Genomic DNA, 21,847 nt, shown 5'->3' on the forward strand with positions numbered 1-21,847 from the left:
GGATCGCGTGACCGAAATGGCTAGACTGCGCGCCTTCCTGCCTGGATCGCCATCATGCTGCTAATGCTCTACCTCGTTGCCATCACCGCTGAAGCCATGACCGGTGCCCTGTCTGCAGGCCGGCGGGGTATGGACTGGTTTGGCGTGGTGCTGATCGCTTGTGTCACGGCGTTGGGCGGCGGGTCAGTGCGCGATGTGCTGCTTGGGCACTACCCACTGACGTGGGTCAAACATCCGGAATATCTGGTGCTGACCACCGTAGCCGCGATGATTACCGTGTTCACTGCCCGCTGGATGCGCCACCTGCGCTCGCTGTTTCTGGTGCTCGACGCCGTCGGTCTGGTGGCGTTCACTTTGATCGGCTGCATGACCGCTCTGGAAATGGGCCACGGCATGCTGGTGGCTTCGGTCAGCGGTGTGATCACCGGGGTCTTCGGCGGCATCCTGCGCGACATCTTCTGCAACGACATTCCGTTGATCTTCCGTCGCGAGCTTTACGCCAGCGTCTCGTTCGCGGCGGCGTGGTGCTACATGCTGTGTCTATATCTGAATGTGCCCGGTGAACAAGCCATTCTGATCACTTTGTTCGGCGGATTTTTGTTACGTCTGCTGGCCATTCGTTTTCATTGGGAAATGCCCAAGTTTGTTTATAACGATGAACATTAATATCTGTTGTGGTCAGGTTTTTTTGGGTGAGTAACATGTCTTGTAAGTCGCTGGTGACTTGCAAGTGTATGTTTCTTACATTTTTCGCTTTGCGGCCTGTTTAAAAGTCATGGTATTTCTTTTGTTGATAGATTGTTCAGTGGCGATCTTCAAATAAATCTCATCAAAGGAAATGCATCATGAGTGTAAGCACGGACGCAACAGCCGATCAGCCAATAATTCCGCCTGTCCTCGAAGGCCTGGCCAGTTTCAAAGTCAAGTTTGATGCCAGTGATAGCTCGCGCAGCAAGTCGCTGTACGGTAATGGTCGAATGCAGGTGAAAGTGCAAGTTCTGGTTTCCGGAGTAGATACCAATGGTAGTGCCATGCACGTACCGGCGGATGTCATGGACAGTATCGAGCTTATTCATTACAGCACTGGAAAAAAGTTGCGCGACGGCTGGGCCGTAAGCTCCGAACAAGGGCGGTATACCCTTGAAGCGCAAACCTCATTCACAGCGCCAGACGTTGATGACGAAGAGGTAGAAGATGACAGCGTCCATCCTCAGGTTCGTACCTTCTGGGTATCCTCGTCCGTTGCCGGAACGACCCAAATCGGCGCACGATTGTTGCTGAACGGGGCGAGGATTGTCAGTAACGGCAACACGCTTTCCAGCGTTCATGACAGTAGCGTCACGATCGAATCACAAACGCCTCCAGCGTATGCCATTGAACAGTTCCGCTGGTATCAGACCCGCCGCGGCAATGAGGAACCCGGCAATCGTATCTGGAACTATTATCTGGGGCTGTATCCGCAGGGACAGCAGATCAAACTGGTCGATTGGGTTGCTGATGGAGTAGGCGCTGATCGTGACCATGTTGTTGCAAATGGTAATAAACTTAACGAATCAAAAACAAATTATATGCGGGTCACTTTTGTTCGCCCCGAACGAAGAGGGTTGGGTGTGAGCTTGCCATTTGATGGAGGGGATATTGCATTTATTTTGTCTGATGCCATTACCACCAAAGACAAGTTTTATTCGGTAAGGGTCAATGATCACGATGGAGAACTAAGCGTCGTGCAGGCCCTGTCCGAATACTCCTCAATTGAACCCAGGGCCAAGCACGGCGGTTTGTTTCACTTTCGTGCCATTGATCAGCACGGTACGGAGCATAGACTGGCGATTCGCTTGAATTTCTATGAGCGCAATTTATATCTGGAGCGGGGCTGATTCCGGCCGGCGTTGATGCAAGTTTGGTGGGTGCGGTAGATATATATACTGTCTGACACTGCGCCTGCCCATAAACTGTGATGTTAAATCACGCGGTACTCGCAGCAAAAGTGCGTTTACCTATATCTGGCGTTGGCCCTCGCGTTATGCGCGGCCAACGCAACTGCACCTCAAGGATGAGTATTCATGGCTGGCAAACCGCCAAAGGTCAAACCTGTTCCTGCCCCAAGCAAAACACCCGACGCCAGCACGGATGGCTCGCATCGGTCACCTTCCTCCCCATCCATGCCGCATTCACCCCTATCGCATCGCCTGGAACCCTCGCCACCTTCCAGCCGGCCGTCAGACCCGATCGTAGCGACGCAGACGGCCAGTGTGACTGTGAGTCCGATGTTGTCCATGATCGACGAGTTTGCGGTGTTTGCTGCGACGTCCTCGCTGGCAGATTACTGGATACCCACAACCCAAGGCCTCGGCGAGGCCGATGCGCAGGGTTTACGGATATTCAAGCAGCGCCAGTATGTGGCTGTCGACGATGTCCATTTCGTGCGAGTGGCACTGGATATCGAAAGCGGCCTTTTTCGCGCCACACTGGCCAGTGAGCTCAACCCTTCCGGCCCACTATTGAAACCGGACCGCGAGGGCAGGTTCTGGCTCCCGCTGGACAGCAGCGATTCGCGTAATGACCTGGCAAGACGCAGTTCGCTACGGGGGCGAACTGCGGAACTGTTTCACCGCATGGGACACCCGGTGGACGGCTTTTTCGACGTCACGATTGCACGCATCCTGACGGTAAGTGGGATGGATGAAGTGTTGGCGCGCGACTCCCACATTGACTCTCGGTCCTTCGCCTTATTGCATGACACGGTCAGGCGCTTCAGTCTCGATCAGAAAATCCAGACGCTCATCACACAAATGCATCACCCCGATCCGTTGGTGCGCGTCCAGATCGATCCGCAACTGCAGGCCCTGCTGCATTTGCGTAAAGGCGATCTTGTCGGACGCCACGCCCATCGGGACCGTGCCGTGCTCTTTCAGGATCATGAGCGCGCGTTCGAACTCGACTGTGATGAAAATACGTTGCAGATGCGGCGAATTTTTCCTGACCTTCCCAAGACACTGGCTCAGGCGTTGTGGCGCGATGCCAGCGCCGCCGATCGTCTGCACATGCACAACAAATCGGGAATGCCACGGCGAATGGCAGAAGAAGCTCTGCTGGCGCTGCGCAATATCCGTATCGCAAGAGCCTGTGAAGGCCTATATCTGGATTCAGTATCCAGCCTGGACACTGACCGACTGGCGTTGCAGATGATCGGGCGTCTGGCGGGGTGGCCGCAAAAAGTTCGTATCGAGATTCGTCAGAGCGGGGCGGACGGTGATGTTCTGGGCGCTATCGGCGATGCCCGGTCGCTGATTCGTCACCTGCTGATTCGTCAGGATGATCGCTACGCCATCGAAAGCAGCGACGCTCAATATGCTCAGGGATCGAAGGATCTTTATTCAACCATCTGGTTTCTGTTGTTGCCTGGTCATCGTCAGTTGCTGGGTGTGACAGAGGGCGGGGGTGCGGCGCTACAGAAGTTGATCCGTACACAGGCGTTACCGCCGCACCAGTCCGTGAGCGAATTGCTGGGACTCGCACCGATTCCGGTGACCGTCGATCCTGCTACCTCGCGATTCCGGCAAGCGGGGCAGTTGCGAGGTGGTGGCGACGACCAACCGGCATCGACCAAGTCCGTCGCAGACCGTGTCCGAGATCTATATCCGCAGCTTTCGAATGAGGAGGTGATGGCGTTTACCAACGAGCGTTTGAAGGGTGATCCATCAGGCGTTTTATTTCGCCTGGAAACAGAGCTTGCAACGTTGCGTGATGAATTGGCGATATGGACTGCCGAAGGGGCCTCACCTCATTCGCAGACGTCGGAACCAGAGGGCGCGCTGACACTTGCTGAACGACGCCAGGCTCGCGAGCAGTTCAGCGCAAAGCTGCAGGATATCTGGCAGCGCAAACCGGTTTCGAAGTGGGGGGAGGGAGACTATTATTTTTCTGACTATGTGGAGTTTTCGGGTGAGTTACCAAGGCTGTCCGCCAGATTTGAGTATGTAACAGAGTTAATATTGACCGCAAATAAACCGGGCGCACAGATAGGCGCTTTTCTTGACAGCTTTCCCAATATTCAATTTTTGGGTGTCGTCGGCATAAAAATGGAGGAGTTCCCGTCAGGAATATTTCAAATGCGCCAGTTAAGCGAACTTACACTGGATAGGTGTTCGCTAAAACTATCGGAAGCTACAGCTGAGGGATTGTCCAGAATCGAAGCGCTCACCGTGATGAATCTGGCAAACAACCCTCTGGCGGTCGCGCCACATATAGGTCATATGGCAGGTCTAACCCGATTGATGCTGAGCAACGCAAGTCTTTCCAGCGTTCCTTCAGGCATAGATACGCTCAGGGAGCTTAGGGTCGTGGCGTTACATGATAATAATATTTCCGACGTGGGAAATGAACTGTTCGAGATTCCGGATACACAGAATTTGTTCGTTGGGTTATTGAATAATCCACTGAGTGACGCGTCAAGGCAGCGGATTAGTCGGTATCTCGAAGATTCCAGTATGGATCGAAAGGTGGAAATTCAGACGGAGGAGGTATTTTTAGAATCTGACTCCGATAGTGAGTCCTCAGAGAGCGGGCTCTCGACAGGTTCAGACAGTGACTGAATGTTGGTGGAAGTAACGGCACCTTTGTTTTTCTAACATAACCTGACAAGAACAAGCTGCTCGGTGGCTCCCCTTTTGATTCTGTGCGGTTGAGATCAGGAGGGGAGAGAGATCATTGAGTGCTGGAATAAAAGGGGCAGGAAGAACGATGTGAATTGCGGTTTTTGGATGTATTAGCGTTTGTGTGAGTTGTTGGTGGGGGTGTTAAGATATTACTTCCTCATAATTTGTCTGATTTCGCAGCTGTTTTTATTTAAATCGATCGTCAATAGTTTGCTGGCTCCTTAGAGGGCAAATTCTATTAATCAGCAAGGTATTGTTAAATGTTTGATGAACCACGCGGTATTACTCGTATCGAGGTAAAGGTCGACTCCACAAGGTCAGGCCAGCATAAAGTGCTTTATGCCAATGGGCGCATGCAGGTGCGAGTGTTGGTACTTCTGCACGGAACGGATACCAATGGCAACGGCGCATCGCTGTATGGGCATCCTGCACTGCAATCACTGCGGTTGATCGCCTATAACGGCGCGCGGCCTCTGGAGGGGAACTGGAGCGTATCGCAGCAGGAAAATCGATATGCTCACGAAATGTCGGGTGGCGCACCTCGGGTTACCGAAGTTCCACGTGCCACGCACAACCGTATAAGTGACGACTCTGATCCGGTGCAAATTTTCCAGTTTTGGGTTTCGGCTTCCAAGCCAGGAATCATGGAAGTGGCCGCCGAAATTCTCATGGACGGTGTGTTATTGCGAAGTAACGGAATTGGCTTTGACAGCAGTGTTACCCTGGAAGCAATTCCGCCGAAAGAATATTCGCTTAATAGCTTTACATTCAAAGAATATGGTAGCAAGCGGCAGAGAGCGCAATACGACTGGGTTCACACATATCACATTGGGCTACACTCGGAGGGCAGGCAGATTCATCTGCTTGACTGGTACAGCAGTGAGGTAAAACTTGATCCTTATGATTCCGAAGATGCAGTACAGTTCTATGCCTCCGGATTAATTCTTGGCACCCTCGACGGGCGCAGAAGCTTTTACGGCTACATGGCACCTATTTACGGGCTAAACGCTACCCTGCGCAGTCCCCTCGGCATCATGACCGTGCCGATCAACAATGTGCCCGGACAGTTGACGCTTGTTAAATATATTTCCGCTGACCTGCTAGCGGAGCGCAAAAGCGAAGATACATTTGAGTTTGCAGTGATCGATGAGTTTGGTTCGGAACACAGGCTTTGTATCGAAGGTGATAAAGAGCAGCGCGCTTTTATTCTGGGTGAGTCCAAACGGCCAATGAAACAGCTTGTCTGATTTCTGATGTGGCCAGCGGTTTTCGCTGGCCAACTTGACTAGTCAGTATCTGCATCTTTAAATAAAAGGACGGTTTTCAATGGCGAGTAATTCATCTTCCGCTGTTCATTCTAATGCTTTTAACTTCGGTGAGTTTGTTTCCGGAGGTGTTGATCCCCGAACGGGCATGTACACGTGCTCCTTTTCGTTGGGCAATTTGCACTCGTCGGATCTCAACGGCCCTGAGTTTGCACTTGCACTGGGCTTCAATCCACTCAATCAGGCAGACTCCGGTTTTGGCATTGGCTGGTCTTTGACCATGACAAATTACGATTTGCGCAGCAAAGTCATGACGCTGTCCAATGGCGAGCGCTACAAGGCCGTAGAAACATCTACCGGTCTGAAGTTCAAGGAAATGAAGCTGCAAACGGCAAAGGTGTTGGTGACCGGAGCAGGGCAATATGAAGTTCGATACAAGGATGGTCGGCGTGAACTGCTCAAGGTCCTGGCTGGCACTCAGGTCGCCGTAGCGAAAAAAATAATCGCGGCAAACGGGGTGAGCATCGCGTTGAAGCACGAGTTGTTCAACCAGTTTCCCAGGTTGGCCGAAGTCCATGACGCCAAACGATGCCTGCTGAAAATCACCCGCAATGCAGGTCAGGTAACACTGACCCGATATCCCGATACCTCGTCCAGCTCTGATTACAAGCTGATCTTGAAAAACGCTCGGGTTACGGCAATCGAACTTCCGGTCGGCAGAGGTTGGGAGCTGGAATATGAAGTGATCGATGAGGCCAGCTATTTGCACCGCGTCGTCAATCCTTTACGCGGCGTCGAATTCATTCGCTACAAGCGCCAAGGTCATCGTTTCGAAAATGGCGTGGAACGGACACTGCCGTTTGTTATCGCTCACGATATCTACCCTGGACGCGGCCAACCCCGACTCTGCAAGGCTTACACGTACTCCGACCACAACTTCCTTGGGCTGGGCGTCCTGCCGGCCAAGGACAATGACCTGGATCCTCTCTATCTGGCGCCCGGTCACTATGTCTACACCTCGGACGAGCAGTTGGTAGTAAGCGGCAAAGTACATACCCGCATTAGACGCACCTACAACAAGTTCCATCTGTTGGTGGCTGAGGTCACTACCTGTGGCGACGCCCAGGTCGCTACCGCCACGGAGTATCACTGCTCAGTCAAGAAGCCTTTCAATGAGCAGTTGGCTCAGTTCCGCATGCCTAAAGTCCATACGGTGACTCACCTTGATCGGCGCACCCAACAGACGCGTGTGGAAACTACCGTCACCGAGTTCGATGGCGAAGGCAACTTGCTCAAGCACGTCGAGCCAAGTGGGGTAACGACTTCGACGGAGTTCTATCCGGCAAATGGTGGAGACAATTGCCCTGAGGATCCGCTGGGTTTCTCCAGGTTCCCGAAAAAGAGGACGGTCACCGCTGCCGCGTCGGGTGGTGCTTCGACTGTCACGTACTACGACTATGCCCTGCATCCTGGATTGGAGGGGGTGGAACTGGCATGCGTCGTACCGGTCGAGGAGCGTTTTTTCGAAGTTGTCGAAGGCCTTGAGGTCTTGCGCTCGAAAACCGAACGCAGTTACCTGGATACGCCAAAGGACCCGCTCAAGCACGGGGCCACGAAAGAGCAAAGTATCATTCTGAATGATAAAAAAACCTCTACCGAATTTTCCTATGAGCTTGAGGATGACAGGTTGCGGATCAAGTCCAGCACACGCGGATTTGATGGCACACTGCAGGCCAGTGAGAAAGTGCTCTCGACGCTGACGGGATTGCCATTGTCAGAGGTCGGTGTCGATGGCGAACACATCGAGCATGAATACGATGCGATCGGCCGGGCAGTGTGCAAAACGGTGGCTTTCGGCACCCCCTACGCGGCCTCGACCAAGTGGGTCTATACGGCCGCCAGCAAGCAGCAGCCGGCCACAATGGTGACGACTGACCCGGCCGGCGGCGAGCAAAGAATGAATTATGACGGCCTGGGACGGGCGATCACCATTCAGGAAAAGGACTGTGACCATCCCGACAAGGACGGCCTCATCCAGACTCGCACGCTTTATTCTGCCCAGCATGATTCGGTCGGTCGCAAGGTAAAAGTGACGCTGACCGATTGGCGTGATGGCAAGCCTCATCCGGTCAGCACCCGCTACGAATTCGACTCCTGGGGCCTGGTCAGCAAGACGCTGCATGCCGATGGGCGTATCGAACACAGCGAGGCGGATCCGGTCCTTCGCCAGCAAACCAATTGGCTCCAGGGGATGGGCAAGACACTCACCCTCGTCAATGAGTTCGGTAAACCGGTCAGTGTCGAGAGCTTCAATCTGAAGAACAAGAGTCTGGGCAAAACCGTTTACACCTATGACGGGTTCGGGCGCACAACCAGCAAAACAGATCCTGTCGGCAATATCACTCGATATGAATACGACGTTTTTGACCGGATAATCCGCAGTGTTCTGCCTGACACCAGTGAGGTCGTGACCGACTACGCCGAGCATAGCGATGAAGGGTTGCCAACCGACATCAAGGTCGGTGAAAAAGTGTTGGGACAGCAAACGTATGACGGTTTGAGTCGTTTGACACAAAGTACCGTGGGTGGGCGAAAGTCCGAGGCGGGTTATGAAGCAGGCTTCACTCAGCCTCAGTGGTACAAGAGTGCTGATGGTAAAAAAACCGAATTCACGTATTTGCGCGATCTGGGCGGTTTACTGACGGAGCGCAAGGCAGGGGAGCTGGTCACGACTCTGACTTACGACCCCGTCAGTGGCAATCCATTGACCTGTACCGAAAGCGGCAGGGCACGCAATTTTACCTATCACCCTTCCGGACGCCTCAAATCCGAAACGACGACCTTCGGCGCTATCACGAAAGCAACGTCCAGTACCTATTCCTTGCAGGGACGCCCGATCACCCATGTCGATGTCCTCGGAGCCGAAAGCAGATCCGAATACGATAAGCACGGCCGCCTGCTGTCCACCACGCAGGGTTCGTTGAAAACCGAATTCCACTACGACATCCAGACGGGGATGCTGGCCTGGACGAAAGCCGAAGAGACGTCGATCAAGCGTCAGATGCTCACCCGGTTTGTCTATGACGATATCGGTCGTGAAACCCGCCGTACATTTGAGATTCAGGGTCAGCCTGACCAGACGCTGGAATCGACTTATACGCTTGCCGGCAAACTGGCGCAGAAAGTGTCCAGGCGTGGCACGCAAATTTTGCGTGATGAACAATTCGCCTACGATGTGCGCGGGCGTCTGATCCAGTACGACTGTGCCGGCACCCAAAAGCCCCGCGATCCGTATGGCAAGGAAATTGTCCAGCAGACGTTCACCTTCGATGCGCTGGACAACATTCTGACCGTGCAGACGAAGTTCCCGCTGGGCGTGAATCTGACCACCTTCAGTTATGACAATCCTGATCCTGCACAACTCAGCGCAGTCAAACATTCTCATGCTGACTATCCGCCGGCAGTGACACTGGAATACGACGCGAACGGCAGGATGATCAAGGACGACCTGGCACGAACTCTGGCCTATGACGCATTTGGACGTCTCGAACAACTGTCCGGCGCAGGCGGTTCAGTCATTCGTGGCTACCATTACGACGGTCTCGACGATCTGGTTGAACTGTCGCAACCCGACAAGGTAACAACGCAGCGTTACTACTACGCAGGCCGGGTCGCCAATGAGGTGAGTGGTGAAAATTCATCCAGTATTGTGCGTCACGGTGGAGCGCTTGTGGGGCAACAGCAACTCGGTTTGAACGCCGGTGCGCAGTTGTTTGGTACCGATCAGCAGCAAAGCGTGCTGGCAACGCTGGGCAAGGAACAGCTCACCGATTGCGCCTACAGCCCTTACGGGCATCGTCCTGCCGAAGGTGGTTTATTCAGTCTGGCGGGGTTCAATGGCGAGCAGCTGGATCCGGTGACCGGGCTGTATCTGCTGGGTAACGGTTACAGAGCCTATAGTCCGACACTGATGCGTTTTCTCGCCCCCGACAGCATGAGTCCGTTCGGTGCGGGCGGATTGAATGCCTACAGTTATTGCCTGGGCGACCCTGTCAATCGTGTCGACCCTACCGGGCATATGTCGTTGGAAACGATCCTGGGAATCGGCCTCGGTGTTCTCGGAATTATTATCAGCGGGCTGACGGCTGGCGTGGCAACGCCATGGGTCATGACGGCATTTTGGCTGGGTGTTACTTCAGGCCTGGCGGGTATTGCCAGCTCCTGGTTCGATGAGTATGCACCGGATGATCCAGCAGGAGAAATATTGGGCTGGATCAGTTTCGGTCTTGGACTGGCTTCACTTGGTGCAGGCTTGGCGGCGGGTGCAAAAGCCGCTGTGAATGCTGGCAGGAAGATGGCTTCAGCCTTTGGCAAAGGTCTCAGTCCCGCTGGCGAGGATACAGCCAAAGCGGCGAAACATTATTACAAGCCCGGAAAAGGCGCCAAGGCTGCGGCCAAAAAAGCCAAGACGCCTGTGGAAACAGCGTCGGACGAACCTTGGCAATTACAAAGGGCCAAAAAAGACAATTTCGTGTCTGAAATCAATGAGACGAGGGCTAAAGGTTTCTACGAACTCGTGGAAAGCAACAAGTCCGCCAGCCAAGCAGCCGCGGAGTCCGAGATGCTGTACGAGGAGTTCGGATCAGTTGGTGCTGGAAGAAAAGTAACGCATGTTTTTTTTGCGAGGACGAAAGGACGTGGGGAGCGTATTTACCTTCTAGAGGACAGTAAACAGAGAGTTTGCAAAGTCTTGCAGGCGGGCGGCCATTTGTCCGACGGGCAGACCAACACAATGATGAAAACGGCTAAAAGCATTGATACAACGCGCTGGCCAGCGGCCTGAGTGCTTAGCTCGCCCTTTATGGGGTTGAAGGTCTGGAGTGCTGTTCCAGCGCCCACTCCACATGCTCCCTGACCAACTCCGACGGATAATCCCGTCGCGCCTTCAACGCCTCCAATACCGGAATCGTTGAAGGCGCATTGCCTAATCCCACCGCCAGATTGCGCAACCAGCGTTCATACCCGGCGCGCCGCAACGGAGAGCCTTCAGTGCTACTCAAAAACTTCTCTTCATCCCACAAAAACAGCTCGGCCAATTCGGCATTGTCGAGATTGTGCCGTGGCTTGAAGTCGCTTTCCCCGGAAGGCTTGGCAAATCGGTTCCACGGACAGACGATCTGGCAGTCATCGCAGCCGAACACCCGGTTGCCGATCAACGGTCGCAGGTCTTCGGGGATGGCGCTTTTCAGTTCGATGGTCAGATAAGAAATGCAGCGTCGAGCGTCCAGCACATAAGGGCCAACAAAGGCATTGGTCGGGCAGATGTCCAGGCAGGCGGTGCAACGACCACAGTGTTCGGTACTGTGCGGATCATCCACCGGCAGCGGTAGATCGACGAACAGTTCACTTAAAAAGAAATAACTGCCGGCCTTGCGGTTCAACACCAGGGTGTTCTTGCCGATCCAGCCCAGCCCCGCCTGTTCGGCGATGGCTTTTTCCAGCACCGGGGCGCTGTCGACAAAGGCGCGGAACCCGAACGGCCCAATCTCGGACTGAATCTTGTCGGCCAATTGTTGAACGCGTTTACGGATCAACTTGTGGTAATCGCGGCCCAAGGCATAACGCGACACGTAGGCTTTTTCCGGTTGCGCCAGGCGTTTGGCCATCTCGGTATCGCCCGGCAGGTAGTCCATGCGCAGCGAAACCACGCGCAAAGTGCCCGGAACCAGCTCTTCGGGATGCGAGCGCTTGCTGCCGTGGGCGCCCATGTAGTCCATTTCGCCGTGGTAGCCAGCGGCGAGCCAGCGCTCCAGATGCTGCTCATGCTCGGCCAGATCGAGGCCGCTGATGCCGACTTGCTGAAAGCCCAGTTCGCGCCCCCAATCCTTGATTGATTGGGCGAGGGCGGGCAGGTCTGTGGTGATGGCGGACATGAGGCGAGAGAAACCGGAGCTGAGGTGCGTATAATTCTGCCAGACATCGGAGCCCGAAGACGCATGCCGCACACGAAAGATGAATTACCCGACGCGCTGTATGGCGCCGCACAGGTGCGCGAACTCGATGCGCGGCTGATCGCTGCCGGCACGCCGGGCTTCGAATTGATGCAGCGTGCGGCCCATGCGACATGGCGGGCGCTGGTTCGGCAATGGCCTTCAGCGACCGCGCTGAGTGTATTGGCCGGGCATGGCAACAACGCAGGTGACGGTTATCTGGTCGCTGCGCTGGCGCGGCGGGCAGGCTGGACGGTACGGGTGTTGGCGGTCGGTGACCCGCAGCGTTTGCAGGGTGACGCCGCGCTGGCCCATGCCGAGGCATTGGCAGAAGGCGTCCCCGTGCAGGACTGGACGGCGCAAAGCGAACTGCACGGCGTCATCGTCGATGCCTTGCTCGGCACCGGCCTGAACGGTGACGTGCGCGAGCCTTACGCCGGTGCCATCCAAGCGATCAACGCCAGCGGCTTGCCGGTGATCGCGGTGGATGTTCCTTCCGGGCTGTCGGCCGATACCGGACACGTACTCGGTGACGCAGTCCGCGCCGACCTCACCGTCACCTTCATTGGTTTGAAAGTCGGCCTGTTTACCGGCGACGCAGCGGATTGCATCGGCGAACTGGTGTTCAACGATTTGCAGGCCACGGCCGAAACCTATCGTGACATTACTGTCAGTGCTCGGCGTCTGAACACGGCTAATCTGCCGCGTCTGCCCGCGCGTGCACCGACCGCGCACAAAGGACGATTCGGCCATGTGCTGCTGATTGGCGGCGATCACGGTTTCGGCGGGGCTATTCTGCTCAGTACCGAAAGCGCCCTGCGCAGCGGCGCCGGCATGGTTTCGCTGGCCACCCGCCCGGAACACGTGGCGGCGGCGTTGACCCGCGTGCCGGAAGCCATGGCGCTTGGCGCTTCATCGGCCAACCAGTTAATGGGGTTGCTGGACAAGGTTTCAGTGCTGGTTGCAGGTCCAGGTCTGGGGCAGGCGAGTTGGGGGCGGGCGTTATTGTCTGCGGCGGCCAACGCGCTGTTGCCGCAAGTCTGGGACGCGGACGCCTTAAACCTGCTGGCCAGTGGTTTCGTCAGCCTGCCCAAAGATTGCGTGATCACTCCGCACCCGGGCGAGGCGGCACGTTTGCTGGGAATCAGCACCGCGCAAGTGCAGGCCGATCGTCCTGCTGCGGTATTGGCGTTGAGCAAAAAATATACAGCGGTTGTGGTGTTGAAAGGTGCAGGCAGTCTGATCGCGCATCCCGATGGGCGTCTGGCGTTGTGTCATCAGGGCCATCCGGCCATGGCCACCGCCGGGCTCGGCGATGTGCTCGCGGGTTTGACCGGCGCATTGCTGGCGCAAGGCATGGCCGGTTTCGATGCCGCTTGCCTGGCCGTCTGGCTGCACGCCAATGCCGGGATGCAACAAGGTAAATTCGGCCGTGGGCTGGCGGCCAGTGATCTGATTCCAGCCATTCGTCAGTTGTTGGAGGAGCATGCACCGTGTCTGAAGTAACCCTGTACCTGGCCGATGAACAGGAAATGAGCGACTTTGGCGCACGGATCGCCCGCGTTACCCAGGGTCACGGCCTGATTTTTCTCGAAGGCAATCTGGGGATGGGCAAAACCACGCTGTCCCGGGGCATCATCCGTGGGTTGGGGCATGTCGGTGCGGTAAAAAGTCCGACCTTCACGTTGGTCGAGCCCTACGAGATCGGCGACATCCGCGCCTTCCACTTCGACCTGTATCGGCTGGTCGATCCGGAGGAGCTGGAGTTTCTCGGCATCCGCGACTATTTCGAAGACGACGCCTTGTGCCTGATCGAGTGGCCCGATAAAGGTGCAGGCTTTTTGCCAAAGCCTGACCTGACCATTACCATTAGCCCGCAAGACAGCGGGCGTTCGCTGAAAATTTTATCCCGGGGTTCGCGCGGCGAGGCCTGGTGTGCCGCTTTGGCATTGGAATCCAATTAAATGATGGGGTTAGGTATGCGCTTTCGCGCGTTGGTGGCTGCCGCTGGACTGATATTGATGGCAGTAACCGTCAACGCTGTGGCCGATACGAAGGTCAACAGCGTGCGCCTGTGGCGCGCACCGGACAACACGCGGCTGGTCTTCGACCTGAGCGGTCCGGTACAGCACAGCGTCTTCACCCTGACCGCTCCGGATCGGCTGGTGATCGACATCAATGGCGCCACCCTCGGCGCACCGCTGAATGTGCAGACCGCAAACACACCGATCACCGCGATGCGCTCGGCCCAGCGCACGCCGACCGACCTGCGGGTGGTCATTGATCTGAAGAAAGCCGTCACCCCGAAAAGCTTCTCGCTGGCGCCTAACGCGCAGTACGGCAACCGTCTGGTGGTCGATCTGTTCGATAACCCGGCCGACGCCGCACCTGCGCCCGCGTCTGCTCCAACGCCGTCGGTGGCGACCATGCCAGCGGTGCCGGTCACACCTTCCGAACCGGCAATCAAGCTTCCGCCAGCTCCGGCCGGCAAGCGCGACATTATTGTGGTGATCGACGCCGGACACGGTGGCGAAGACCCGGGTGCGTCCGGCTCGCGTGGCCAGCGTGAGAAAGACGTGGTGTTGCAGATCGCCCGCGAATTGCAGCGTCAGGTCAACGGCATGAAAGGCTTCCGCGCCGAACTGACGCGTACGGGCGATTACTTCATTCCGTTGCGCGGCCGTACCGAAATCGCCCGCAAGAAGGGCGCCGATCTGTTCGTTTCGATTCACGCCGACGCCGCGCCGTCTGCGGCGGCCTTCGGTGCGTCGGTGTTTGCCCTGTCCGATCGCGGCGCCACGTCGGAGACCGCCCGTTGGCTGGCCGACAGCGAGAACCGCTCTGACCTGATCGGCGGTGCCGGTAACGTCAGCCTCGACGACAAGGACCGCATGCTCGCGGGCGTGTTGCTCGACCTGTCGATGACCGCCTCGCTGACCTCCAGCCTCAACGTCGGTCAGAAAGTCCTGACCAACATCGGTCGCGTGACGCCGCTGCACAAGCAGCGCGTGGAACAGGCCGGGTTCATGGTGTTGAAGTCGCCGGATATCCCGTCGATTCTGGTCGAAACCGGGTTTATCTCCAACGCCAACGAAGCGAACAAGCTCTCGGCATCGAGCCACCAGCAAGCGCTGGCACGTTCGATCAGCAGCGGCGTGCGCCAGTTCTTCCAGCAGAACCCGCCACCGGGCACCTACATTGCCTGGCTGCGTGATTCCGGCAAGATCGCCCAAGGCCCGCGCGACCACCGCGTAAGCCCGGGCGAAACCCTGGCAATGATCGCCGTGCGTTATCAGGTGTCGCCGGCAACGCTGCGCAGCGCCAACAATCTGAAGAGTGATGATCTGAAGGCCGGTCAGCACTTGACCATTCCTGGCACCGAACTGGCGTCCAAAGAATGAATCAGCTCTTGAACACCGCCCGCATCGAACTGCTCAGCCCACGGCTGGCGAACCAGATTGCCGCCGGTGAGGTGGTCGAGCGTCCGGCCTCGGTGATCAAGGAGTTGCTGGAAAACAGCCTCGACTCCGGCGCCAAGCGCATTGATGTCGATGTCGAGCAGGGCGGCGTCAAGCTGCTGCGCGTTCGCGATGACGGCAGCGGCATTTCCGCCGATGACCTGCCGCTGGCGCTGGCCCGTCACGCCACCAGCAAGATCCGCAATCTGGAAGACCTCGAACAGGTGATGAGCCTGGGTTTTCGGGGTGAAGCACTGGCTTCGATCAGCTCCGTGGCGCGTCTGACCCTGACCTCGCGCACCCGCGATGCCGATCAGGCCTGGCAGGTCGAAACCGAGGGGCGCGACATGGCGCCTCGCGTGCAGCCGGCAGCGCATCCGGTCGGCACTTCGGTGGAAGTCCGCGACCTGTTCTTCAACACGCCGGCTCGCCGCAAATTCCTCAAGACCGAAAAAACCGAATTCGATCACCTGCAAGAAGTGATCAAGCGTCTGGCGCTGGCGCGTTTCGATGTGGCGTTCCACCTGCGTCACAACGGCAAGACCATCCTCAGCCTGCACGAGGCCCATGATGATGCGGCCCGTGCACGGCGTGTGGCGGCGATCTGCGGTTCTGGCTTCCTTGAGCAGGCGTTGCCGATCGAGATCGAACGCAACGGTCTGCACCTGTGGGGCTGGGTCGGTTTGCCGACGTTCAACCGTAGCCAGGCGGACTTGCAGTATTTCTTTGTGAACGGCCGTGCGGTGCGCGACAAACTGGTCGCCCACGCGGTGCGTCAGGCCTATCGCGACGTGTTGTTCAACGGTCGGCATCCGACGTTTGCGCTGTTTTTCGAGGTCGATCCGGCGGCGGTAGACGTCAACGTGCACCCGACCAAGCACGAAGTACGTTTTCGTGACGGGCGCATGGTGCACGACTTCCTCTACGGCACGCTGCACCGTGCGCTGGGCGATGTGCGTCCGGAGGACCAGCTCGCCGGTTCCGTGACCACTGCCATCGTCCGTCCAACCGGCCTCGATGCCGGCGAATTCGGCCCGCAGGGCGAAATGCGTCTGGCGGCCAATGCGTTGCTGGAGCAGCCGCAGGCGCAACCGGCATTCAATACCTCGTCGGGTGGCAGCGCTGGCGGCGCTTATCAGTATCAATACACGCCGCGTCCGCAATCTGCTGTGCCGCCGGCCGCCGAGGCGCAAGCGGCGTATCGCGAGTTTTTCGCGCCGCTGCCCGAGGCCAATGCCAACGCGTTGCCGGCCGGTCAGGAAGACATTCCGCCGCTTGGCTACGCGCTGGCGCAGCTCAAGGGCATCTACATTCTCTCGGAGAACGCCCAAGGCCTGGTGCTGGTGGACATGCACGCCGCTCATGAGCGGATCATGTATGAACGCCTGAAAATCGCCATGGCCAGCGAAGGTCTGAGCGGCCAGCCGTTGCTGGTGCCGGAGTCGTTGGCGGTCAGTCAGCGCGAAGCGGATTGTGCTGAAGAGCACGCGGCGTGGTTCCAGCGTCTTGGCTTCGAATTGCAGCGTCTGGGCCCGGAAACCCTGGCGATCCGCCAGATTCCGGCATTGCTCAAGCAGGCCGAGGCCAACCGCCTGGTCGGTGATGTGCTGTCGGACTTGATGGAATACGGCACCAGCGACCGGATTCAGGCACACCTGAACGAACTGCTCGGCACCATGGCCTGCCACGGCGCGATCCGCGCCAACCGGCGCCTGGCCTTGCCGGAAATGAACGGTCTGCTGCGCGACATGGAAAACACCGAGCGCAGCGGTCAATGCAACCATGGCCGACCGACCTGGACCCAATTGGGCCTGGACGATCTGGACAAACTGTTCCTGCGCGGTCGTTGATGAGCCAGCTTCCTCCAGCGATTTTCCTGATGGGCCCGACCGCTGCGGGCAAGACCGATCTGGCCATCGAGCTGACCAAGGTACTTCCGTGCGAGCTGATCAGCGTCGATTCGGCGCTGGTCTATCGCGGCATGGACATCGGCACGGCCAAACCGTCCAAAGAGCTGCTAGCCGAATATCCACACCGTTTGATCGATATTCTCGATCCGGCCGAGGCGTACTCGGCGGCGGATTTCCGTCGCGATGCCCTGCAAGCCATGGCCGAAATCACCGCACGCGGAAAAATTCCGCTGCTGGTGGGCGGCACGATGCTCTATTACAAGGCTTTGGTCGATGGTCTGGCCGACATGCCCGCAGCCGATGCAGACGTCCGTGCGCAGATCGAAGAAGAGGCTGCACGCCTTGGCTGGCAAGCCTTGCATGATCAATTGGCAGTCATCGATCCGGTGTCAGCGGCACGGATTCATCCGAACGATCCGCAGCGCTTGAGTCGTGCGCTGGAAGTTTATCGGGTCAGCGGTCAGAGCATGACCGCGCTGCGTCAGCAACAATCTGCGCAAAGTACTGAAGCAGCCGCTTCGGGACTGCAACAATTGCCCTATACTGTCGCGAACTTGGCCATTGCCCCGGCAAATCGTCAGGTACTGCACGAGCGCATTAAACAAAGATTCACAAATATGTTGGAACAGGGGTTCATCGACGAGGTCGTAGCCCTGCGTAAAAGAAGTGACCTGCATTCGGGGTTGCCGTCTATACGTGCAGTAGGCTATCGCCAAGTCTGGGATTACCTGGATGGCAAGCTGACATTGGCCGAAATGCAGGAACGTGGAGTCATTGCCACGCGCCAATTGGCCAAACGCCAGTTCACCTGGCTGCGCAGCTGGGAAGATTTACACTGGCTGGACAGTCTTGATTGCGACAATCTGCCACGCGCCTTGAAATACCTTGGGACCATCTCCATATTGAGCTGAGTCCTTGCAATTGCCGTCTATCCTTGGGGGTGTGACGGCCAAAGCCATCTGAATTACCTATTTTTATTATTGAATCCTTAAAGGAGTGCGGCACATGTCAAAAGGGCATTCGCTACAAGACCCTTACTTGAATACTTTACGTAAAGAGAAAGTTGGGGTTTCCATCTACCTGGTCAACGGTATCAAACTGCAAGGCACGATCGAGTCGTTCGACCAGTTCGTGATCCTGCTGAAAAACACCGTCAGCCAGATGGTCTACAAACACGCTATCTCGACAGTAGTGCCGGTTCGTCCAATTCGTCTGCCTAGCGCAACCGAATCCGAAGCAGGTGACGCTGAGCCAGGTAACGCCTGATAGGAGTCTCCTTTGTTCTTTGAGCGCCACGGTGGTGGTGAGCGAGTCATTCTCGTTCACTTGGATGGACAGGACCCTGAGGCGCGCGAAGATCCGCAGGAGTTTCAGGAATTGGCTAATTCGGCGGGCGCCGAGACCGTTGCGTTTTTTAACGTGCCGCGTCATCGGCCAACCGCCAAATTCCTGATTGGCAGCGGCAAGGTCGAGGAATTACGCGACCTGGTACATGCCGAAGAAGCCGATCTGGTGATCTTCAATCACACCCTCACGCCCAGTCAGGAACGTAACCTCGAACGTGTTTTCGAGTGTCGCGTGATCGACCGCACCGGTCTGATTCTCGATATTTTCGCCCAACGCGCGCGTACCCATGAAGGCAAGCTCCAGGTCGAACTGGCCCAGCTTGACCACATGAGCACCCGGCTGGTTCGTGGCTGGACCCACCTTGAGCGTCAGGGTGGCGGCATCGGCATGCGTGGTCCGGGTGAAACCCAGCTGGAAACCGACCGCCGTCTGCTGCGGGTTCGCCTGCGTCAGATCAAGGGGCGGCTCGAGAAAGTGCGCAGTCAGCGCGAACAGTCGCGCCGCGGCCGTTCCCGTGCGGATATTCCTACCGTCTCCCTGGTGGGCTATACCAACGCCGGCAAATCCACACTCTTCAATAACGTGACGAAATCCGACGTCTACGCGGCCGACCAATTGTTCGCCACGCTGGATCCGACCCTGCGCCGTCTGGAACTGGACGACCTGGGGCCGATCGTCCTGGCTGACACGGTGGGGTTCATTCGCCACCTGCCGCACAAGCTGGTCGAGGCATTTCGGTCTACGCTCGAAGAGTCGAGCAACTCCGACCTCTTGTTGCACGTGATCGATGCGGCCGAACCGGATCGCATGTTGCAGATCGAGCAGGTGATGGTGGTGCTGGGCGAGATTGGCGCCCAGGACTTGCCGATCCTTGAGGTATACAACAAACTCGATTTGCTTGAAGGCGTTGAGCCACAAATCCAGCGCGACGAAAACGGCAGGCCGCAACGGGTCTGGTTGTCGGCGCGTGATGGCAGTGGTCTGGAATTGCTTGAGCAAGCCATTGCCGAGTTGTTGGGCAGTGACCTGTTTGTCGGTACCTTGCGGTTGCCTCAGCGTTTTGCGCGTCTGCGTGCACAGTTTTTCGAACTGGGCGCGGTGCAGAAAGAAGAATACGACGAAGAAGGTGTCAGCTTGCTGGCCGTTCGATTGCCGCGCTCGGAGCTCAATCGACTGGTCAGTCGTGAAGGCGTTGTGCCGACGGAGTTCATCGAGCAACACACTTTGCAATAAAAGCCTGACAAAGCGGTTGTTCCGCAACGGCAGGCATTCTGTAGCATTGGTCGGCGCGCCGTGGGTGCGTCTTTGCTTTATCAGATGGAGAGCGCTATGGCTTGGAATGAGCCGGGTGGCAACTCGAACAATCAGGATCCTTGGGGTGGCAAGCGCCGCAATAACGGCGACCGCAAGGGGCCACCGGATCTCGACGAGGCCTTCCGAAAGCTGCAGGAAAGCCTGAACGGGTTGTTCGGTGGTGGTAAGAAACGCGGTGGTGATGACGGCGGTGGTTCGGGCAGGAGTGGCGGCTTTGGCGGTCTGCTCGGCATCGGCCTTGTTGTGCTGGCGGCTGTCTGGCTGTACAGCGCGGTCTACGTGGTCGACGAGCAGGAGCAAGCCGTGGTGCTGCGCTTCGGCAAGTACTACGAAACCGTCGGCCCGGGCCTGAACATCTACTTCCCGCCGATCGATAAAAAGTACATGGAAAACGTCACGCGTGAGCGTGCCTACACCAAGCAGGGCCAGATGCTGACCGAAGACGAGAACATCGTCGAAGTCCCGTTGACCGTGCAGTACAAGATCAGCAACCTGCAGGATTTCGTGCTGAACGTCGATCAGCCGGAAATCAGCCTGCAGCATGCGACCGACAGCGCCCTGCGCCACGTGGTGGGTTCGACCGCCATGGACCAGGTGCTGACCGAAGGTCGTGAATTGATGGCCAGCGAAATCAAGGAGCGTCTGCAACGTTTCCTCGATACCTATCGCACCGGTATCACCGTTACCCAGGTCAACGTACAGAGCGCAGCGGCACCGCGTGAAGTGCAGGAAGCCTTCGATGACGTGATCCGCGCCCGTGAAGATGAACAGCGTTCGCGTAACCAGGCTGAGACCTACGCCAACGGCGTGGTGCCGGAAGCTCGTGGTCAGGCCCAGCGTATCCTCGAGGATGCCAACGGTTACCGCGACGAAACGGTCTCGCGCGCCAAGGGTGAGGCCGATCGCTTCACCAAACTGGTCGCCGAGTATCGCAAGGCACCTGAAGTCACCCGCCAGCGTCTGTACCTGGACACCATGCAGGAAGTCTTCAGCAACACCAGCAAGGTACTCGTGACCGGCAACAAGAACGGCCAGAGCAACCTGCTTTACCTGCCGTTGGACAAAATGATTCAGAACAGTTCGGGCAGCAATGCGCCGGTCACCGGTTCGGCTGCAGCCAGTAACACGGATGTCACGCCGCATGTCACTGACCTGCCGCAGTCGCGCACAAGGGAGACCCGCTGATGAGCAATAAATCGCTGATCGCCCTGATCGTTGGCGTTGTCGTGGTACTGGTGGGCTGGAACTGCTTCTACATCGTCGCTCAGACCGAGCGTGCGGTGCTGCTGCAATTCGGTCGTGTGGTGCAGGCGGATGTTCAGCCAGGTCTGCATGTGAAGGTGCCTTACGTTAACCAGGTGCGTAAATTTGACGCACGTCTGATGACGCTGGATGCACCGACACAGCGTTTCCTGACCCTGGAAAAGAAAGCTGTCATGGTTGATGCCTACGCCAAGTGGCGCGTGAAAGATGCCGAGCGCTTCTACACCGCAACTTCCGGTCTCAAGCAAATCGCCGACGAGCGTCTGTCCCGTCGTCTGGAGTCCGGTCTGCGTGACCAGTTCGGCAAGCGCACCCTGCACGAAGTCGTGTCGGGCGAGCGTGATGCGCTGATGGCTGACATCACCGCTTCGCTGAACAAGATGGCGGAAAAAGAGCTGGGTATCGAAGTTGTCGATGTCCGGGTCAAGGCCATCGATCTGCCGAAAGAAGTGAACCGCAGCGTGTTCGAGCGTATGAGCACCGAGCGTGAGCGTGAAGCTCGCGAGCACCGTGCCAAGGGTAACGAGCTGGCTGAAGGCATCCGTGCCCACTCCGATCGTCAACGCCGCGTGCTGCTGGCTGAAGCCTATCGTGAATCCGAAGAGGTTCGCGGTGACGGTGATGCCCAGGCCGCTGCGATCT

At 57.2% G+C, this 21,847-nt stretch carries 15 protein-coding genes; 14 read left to right on the forward strand and 1 reads right to left on the reverse strand.

Features of this window, described 5'->3' with window-relative positions:
- Window positions 1-51 precede the first annotated feature (51 nt).
- From ACIOWE_RS25685 to ACIOWE_RS25705, 5 genes are all read left to right on the forward strand, one after another.
- Entirely contained in the window at window positions 52-666 is a 615-nt protein-coding gene (locus ACIOWE_RS25685; protein WP_201238551.1) for a trimeric intracellular cation channel family protein, read from the forward strand.
- A gap of 179 nt (window positions 667-845) precedes the next feature.
- Window positions 846-1,877, forward strand: a complete 1,032-nt coding sequence (locus ACIOWE_RS25690; RefSeq protein WP_401397338.1) for a hypothetical protein — start codon at window positions 846-848, stop codon at window positions 1,875-1,877.
- Window positions 1,878-2,276: 399 nt separating this feature from the next.
- Complete coding sequence (locus ACIOWE_RS25695) at window positions 2,277-4,595, forward strand: hypothetical protein (protein WP_401397341.1); 2,319 nt, start codon at window positions 2,277-2,279, stop codon at window positions 4,593-4,595.
- Between the two features lie 323 nt (window positions 4,596-4,918).
- A complete protein-coding gene (locus ACIOWE_RS25700; protein WP_401397344.1) occupies window positions 4,919-5,905 on the forward strand; it encodes a hypothetical protein in 987 nt (328 codons plus the stop codon).
- 79 nt (window positions 5,906-5,984) lie between these two features.
- Window positions 5,985-10,766 (forward strand): RHS repeat domain-containing protein, encoded by a 4,782-nt coding sequence (locus ACIOWE_RS25705; RefSeq protein ID WP_401397347.1) that lies wholly within the window; start codon window positions 5,985-5,987, stop codon window positions 10,764-10,766.
- Window positions 10,767-10,782: 16 nt separating this feature from the next.
- Here ACIOWE_RS25705 and queG read toward each other — a convergent pair whose 3' ends face one another.
- On the reverse strand, window positions 10,783-11,856 hold the full coding sequence (queG, locus tag ACIOWE_RS25710; protein WP_401397350.1) for a tRNA epoxyqueuosine(34) reductase QueG: 1,074 nt from the start codon (window positions 11,854-11,856) through the stop codon (window positions 10,783-10,785).
- Between the two features lie 63 nt (window positions 11,857-11,919).
- Here queG and ACIOWE_RS25715 point away from each other — a divergent pair, with 63 nt between their 5' ends.
- The 9 genes from ACIOWE_RS25715 to hflC all read left to right on the forward strand — a co-directional run.
- Window positions 11,920-13,419, forward strand: coding sequence for an NAD(P)H-hydrate dehydratase (locus ACIOWE_RS25715; protein WP_401397352.1), 1,500 nt, complete (start codon window positions 11,920-11,922; stop codon window positions 13,417-13,419).
- On the forward strand, window positions 13,407-13,877 hold the full coding sequence (gene tsaE / locus ACIOWE_RS25720; RefSeq protein WP_201235787.1) for a tRNA (adenosine(37)-N6)-threonylcarbamoyltransferase complex ATPase subunit type 1 TsaE: 471 nt from the start codon (window positions 13,407-13,409) through the stop codon (window positions 13,875-13,877). Before ACIOWE_RS25715 ends, tsaE begins: the two co-directional genes overlap by 13 nt.
- Window positions 13,878-13,934: 57 nt before the next feature.
- The gene (locus ACIOWE_RS25725; protein ID WP_401397355.1) at window positions 13,935-15,314 is read left to right on the forward strand and encodes an N-acetylmuramoyl-L-alanine amidase; all 1,380 of its coding nucleotides are present in this window, start codon (window positions 13,935-13,937) and stop codon (window positions 15,312-15,314) included.
- Entirely contained in the window at window positions 15,311-17,221 is a 1,911-nt protein-coding gene (mutL, locus tag ACIOWE_RS25730) for a DNA mismatch repair endonuclease MutL (RefSeq protein WP_401397358.1), read from the forward strand. The genes ACIOWE_RS25725 and mutL overlap by 4 nt, the downstream gene beginning before the upstream one ends.
- Entirely contained in the window at window positions 17,221-18,192 is a 972-nt protein-coding gene (miaA, locus tag ACIOWE_RS25735) for a tRNA (adenosine(37)-N6)-dimethylallyltransferase MiaA (protein ID WP_201235783.1), read from the forward strand. Before mutL ends, miaA begins: the two co-directional genes overlap by 1 nt.
- Window positions 18,193-18,286: 94 nt before the next feature.
- On the forward strand, window positions 18,287-18,547 hold the full coding sequence (gene hfq, locus ACIOWE_RS25740) for an RNA chaperone Hfq (RefSeq protein WP_007902656.1): 261 nt from the start codon (window positions 18,287-18,289) through the stop codon (window positions 18,545-18,547).
- Between the two features lie 12 nt (window positions 18,548-18,559).
- On the forward strand, window positions 18,560-19,861 hold the full coding sequence (hflX, locus tag ACIOWE_RS25745; protein WP_103304663.1) for a ribosome rescue GTPase HflX: 1,302 nt from the start codon (window positions 18,560-18,562) through the stop codon (window positions 19,859-19,861).
- A 96-nt stretch (window positions 19,862-19,957) separates the two neighbouring features.
- The gene (gene hflK / locus ACIOWE_RS25750) at window positions 19,958-21,127 is read left to right on the forward strand and encodes an FtsH protease activity modulator HflK (RefSeq protein WP_201235781.1); all 1,170 of its coding nucleotides are present in this window, start codon (window positions 19,958-19,960) and stop codon (window positions 21,125-21,127) included.
- On the forward strand, window positions 21,127-21,847 hold a 721-nt coding region (hflC, locus tag ACIOWE_RS25755; RefSeq protein WP_401397363.1), incomplete at its 3' end, for a protease modulator HflC. The genes hflK and hflC, both read left to right, overlap by 1 nt.

The organism is Pseudomonas sp. NPDC087598, assembly GCF_044743525.1.
Classification (GTDB): domain Bacteria; phylum Pseudomonadota; class Gammaproteobacteria; order Pseudomonadales; family Pseudomonadaceae; genus Aquipseudomonas.

Coding starts and splice junctions, on each gene's coding strand:
- ACIOWE_RS25690 (WP_401397338.1), top strand. CDS start 846: ATGAGTGTAAGCACGGACGCAACAGCCGATCAGCCAATAATTCCGCCT.
- ACIOWE_RS25695 (WP_401397341.1), top strand. CDS start 2,277: ATGATCGACGAGTTTGCGGTGTTTGCTGCGACGTCCTCGCTGGCAGAT.
- ACIOWE_RS25700 (WP_401397344.1), top strand. CDS start 4,919: ATGTTTGATGAACCACGCGGTATTACTCGTATCGAGGTAAAGGTCGAC.
- ACIOWE_RS25705 (WP_401397347.1), top strand. CDS start 5,985: ATGGCGAGTAATTCATCTTCCGCTGTTCATTCTAATGCTTTTAACTTC.
- queG (WP_401397350.1), bottom strand. CDS start 11,856: ATGTCCGCCATCACCACAGACCTGCCCGCCCTCGCCCAATCAATCAAG.
- ACIOWE_RS25715 (WP_401397352.1), top strand. CDS start 11,920: ATGCCGCACACGAAAGATGAATTACCCGACGCGCTGTATGGCGCCGCA.
- ACIOWE_RS25725 (WP_401397355.1), top strand. CDS start 13,935: ATGGCAGTAACCGTCAACGCTGTGGCCGATACGAAGGTCAACAGCGTG.
- mutL (WP_401397358.1), top strand. CDS start 15,311: ATGAATCAGCTCTTGAACACCGCCCGCATCGAACTGCTCAGCCCACGG.
- miaA (WP_201235783.1), top strand. CDS start 17,221: ATGAGCCAGCTTCCTCCAGCGATTTTCCTGATGGGCCCGACCGCTGCG.
- hfq (WP_007902656.1), top strand. CDS start 18,287: ATGTCAAAAGGGCATTCGCTACAAGACCCTTACTTGAATACTTTACGT.
- hflK (WP_201235781.1), top strand. CDS start 19,958: ATGGCTTGGAATGAGCCGGGTGGCAACTCGAACAATCAGGATCCTTGG.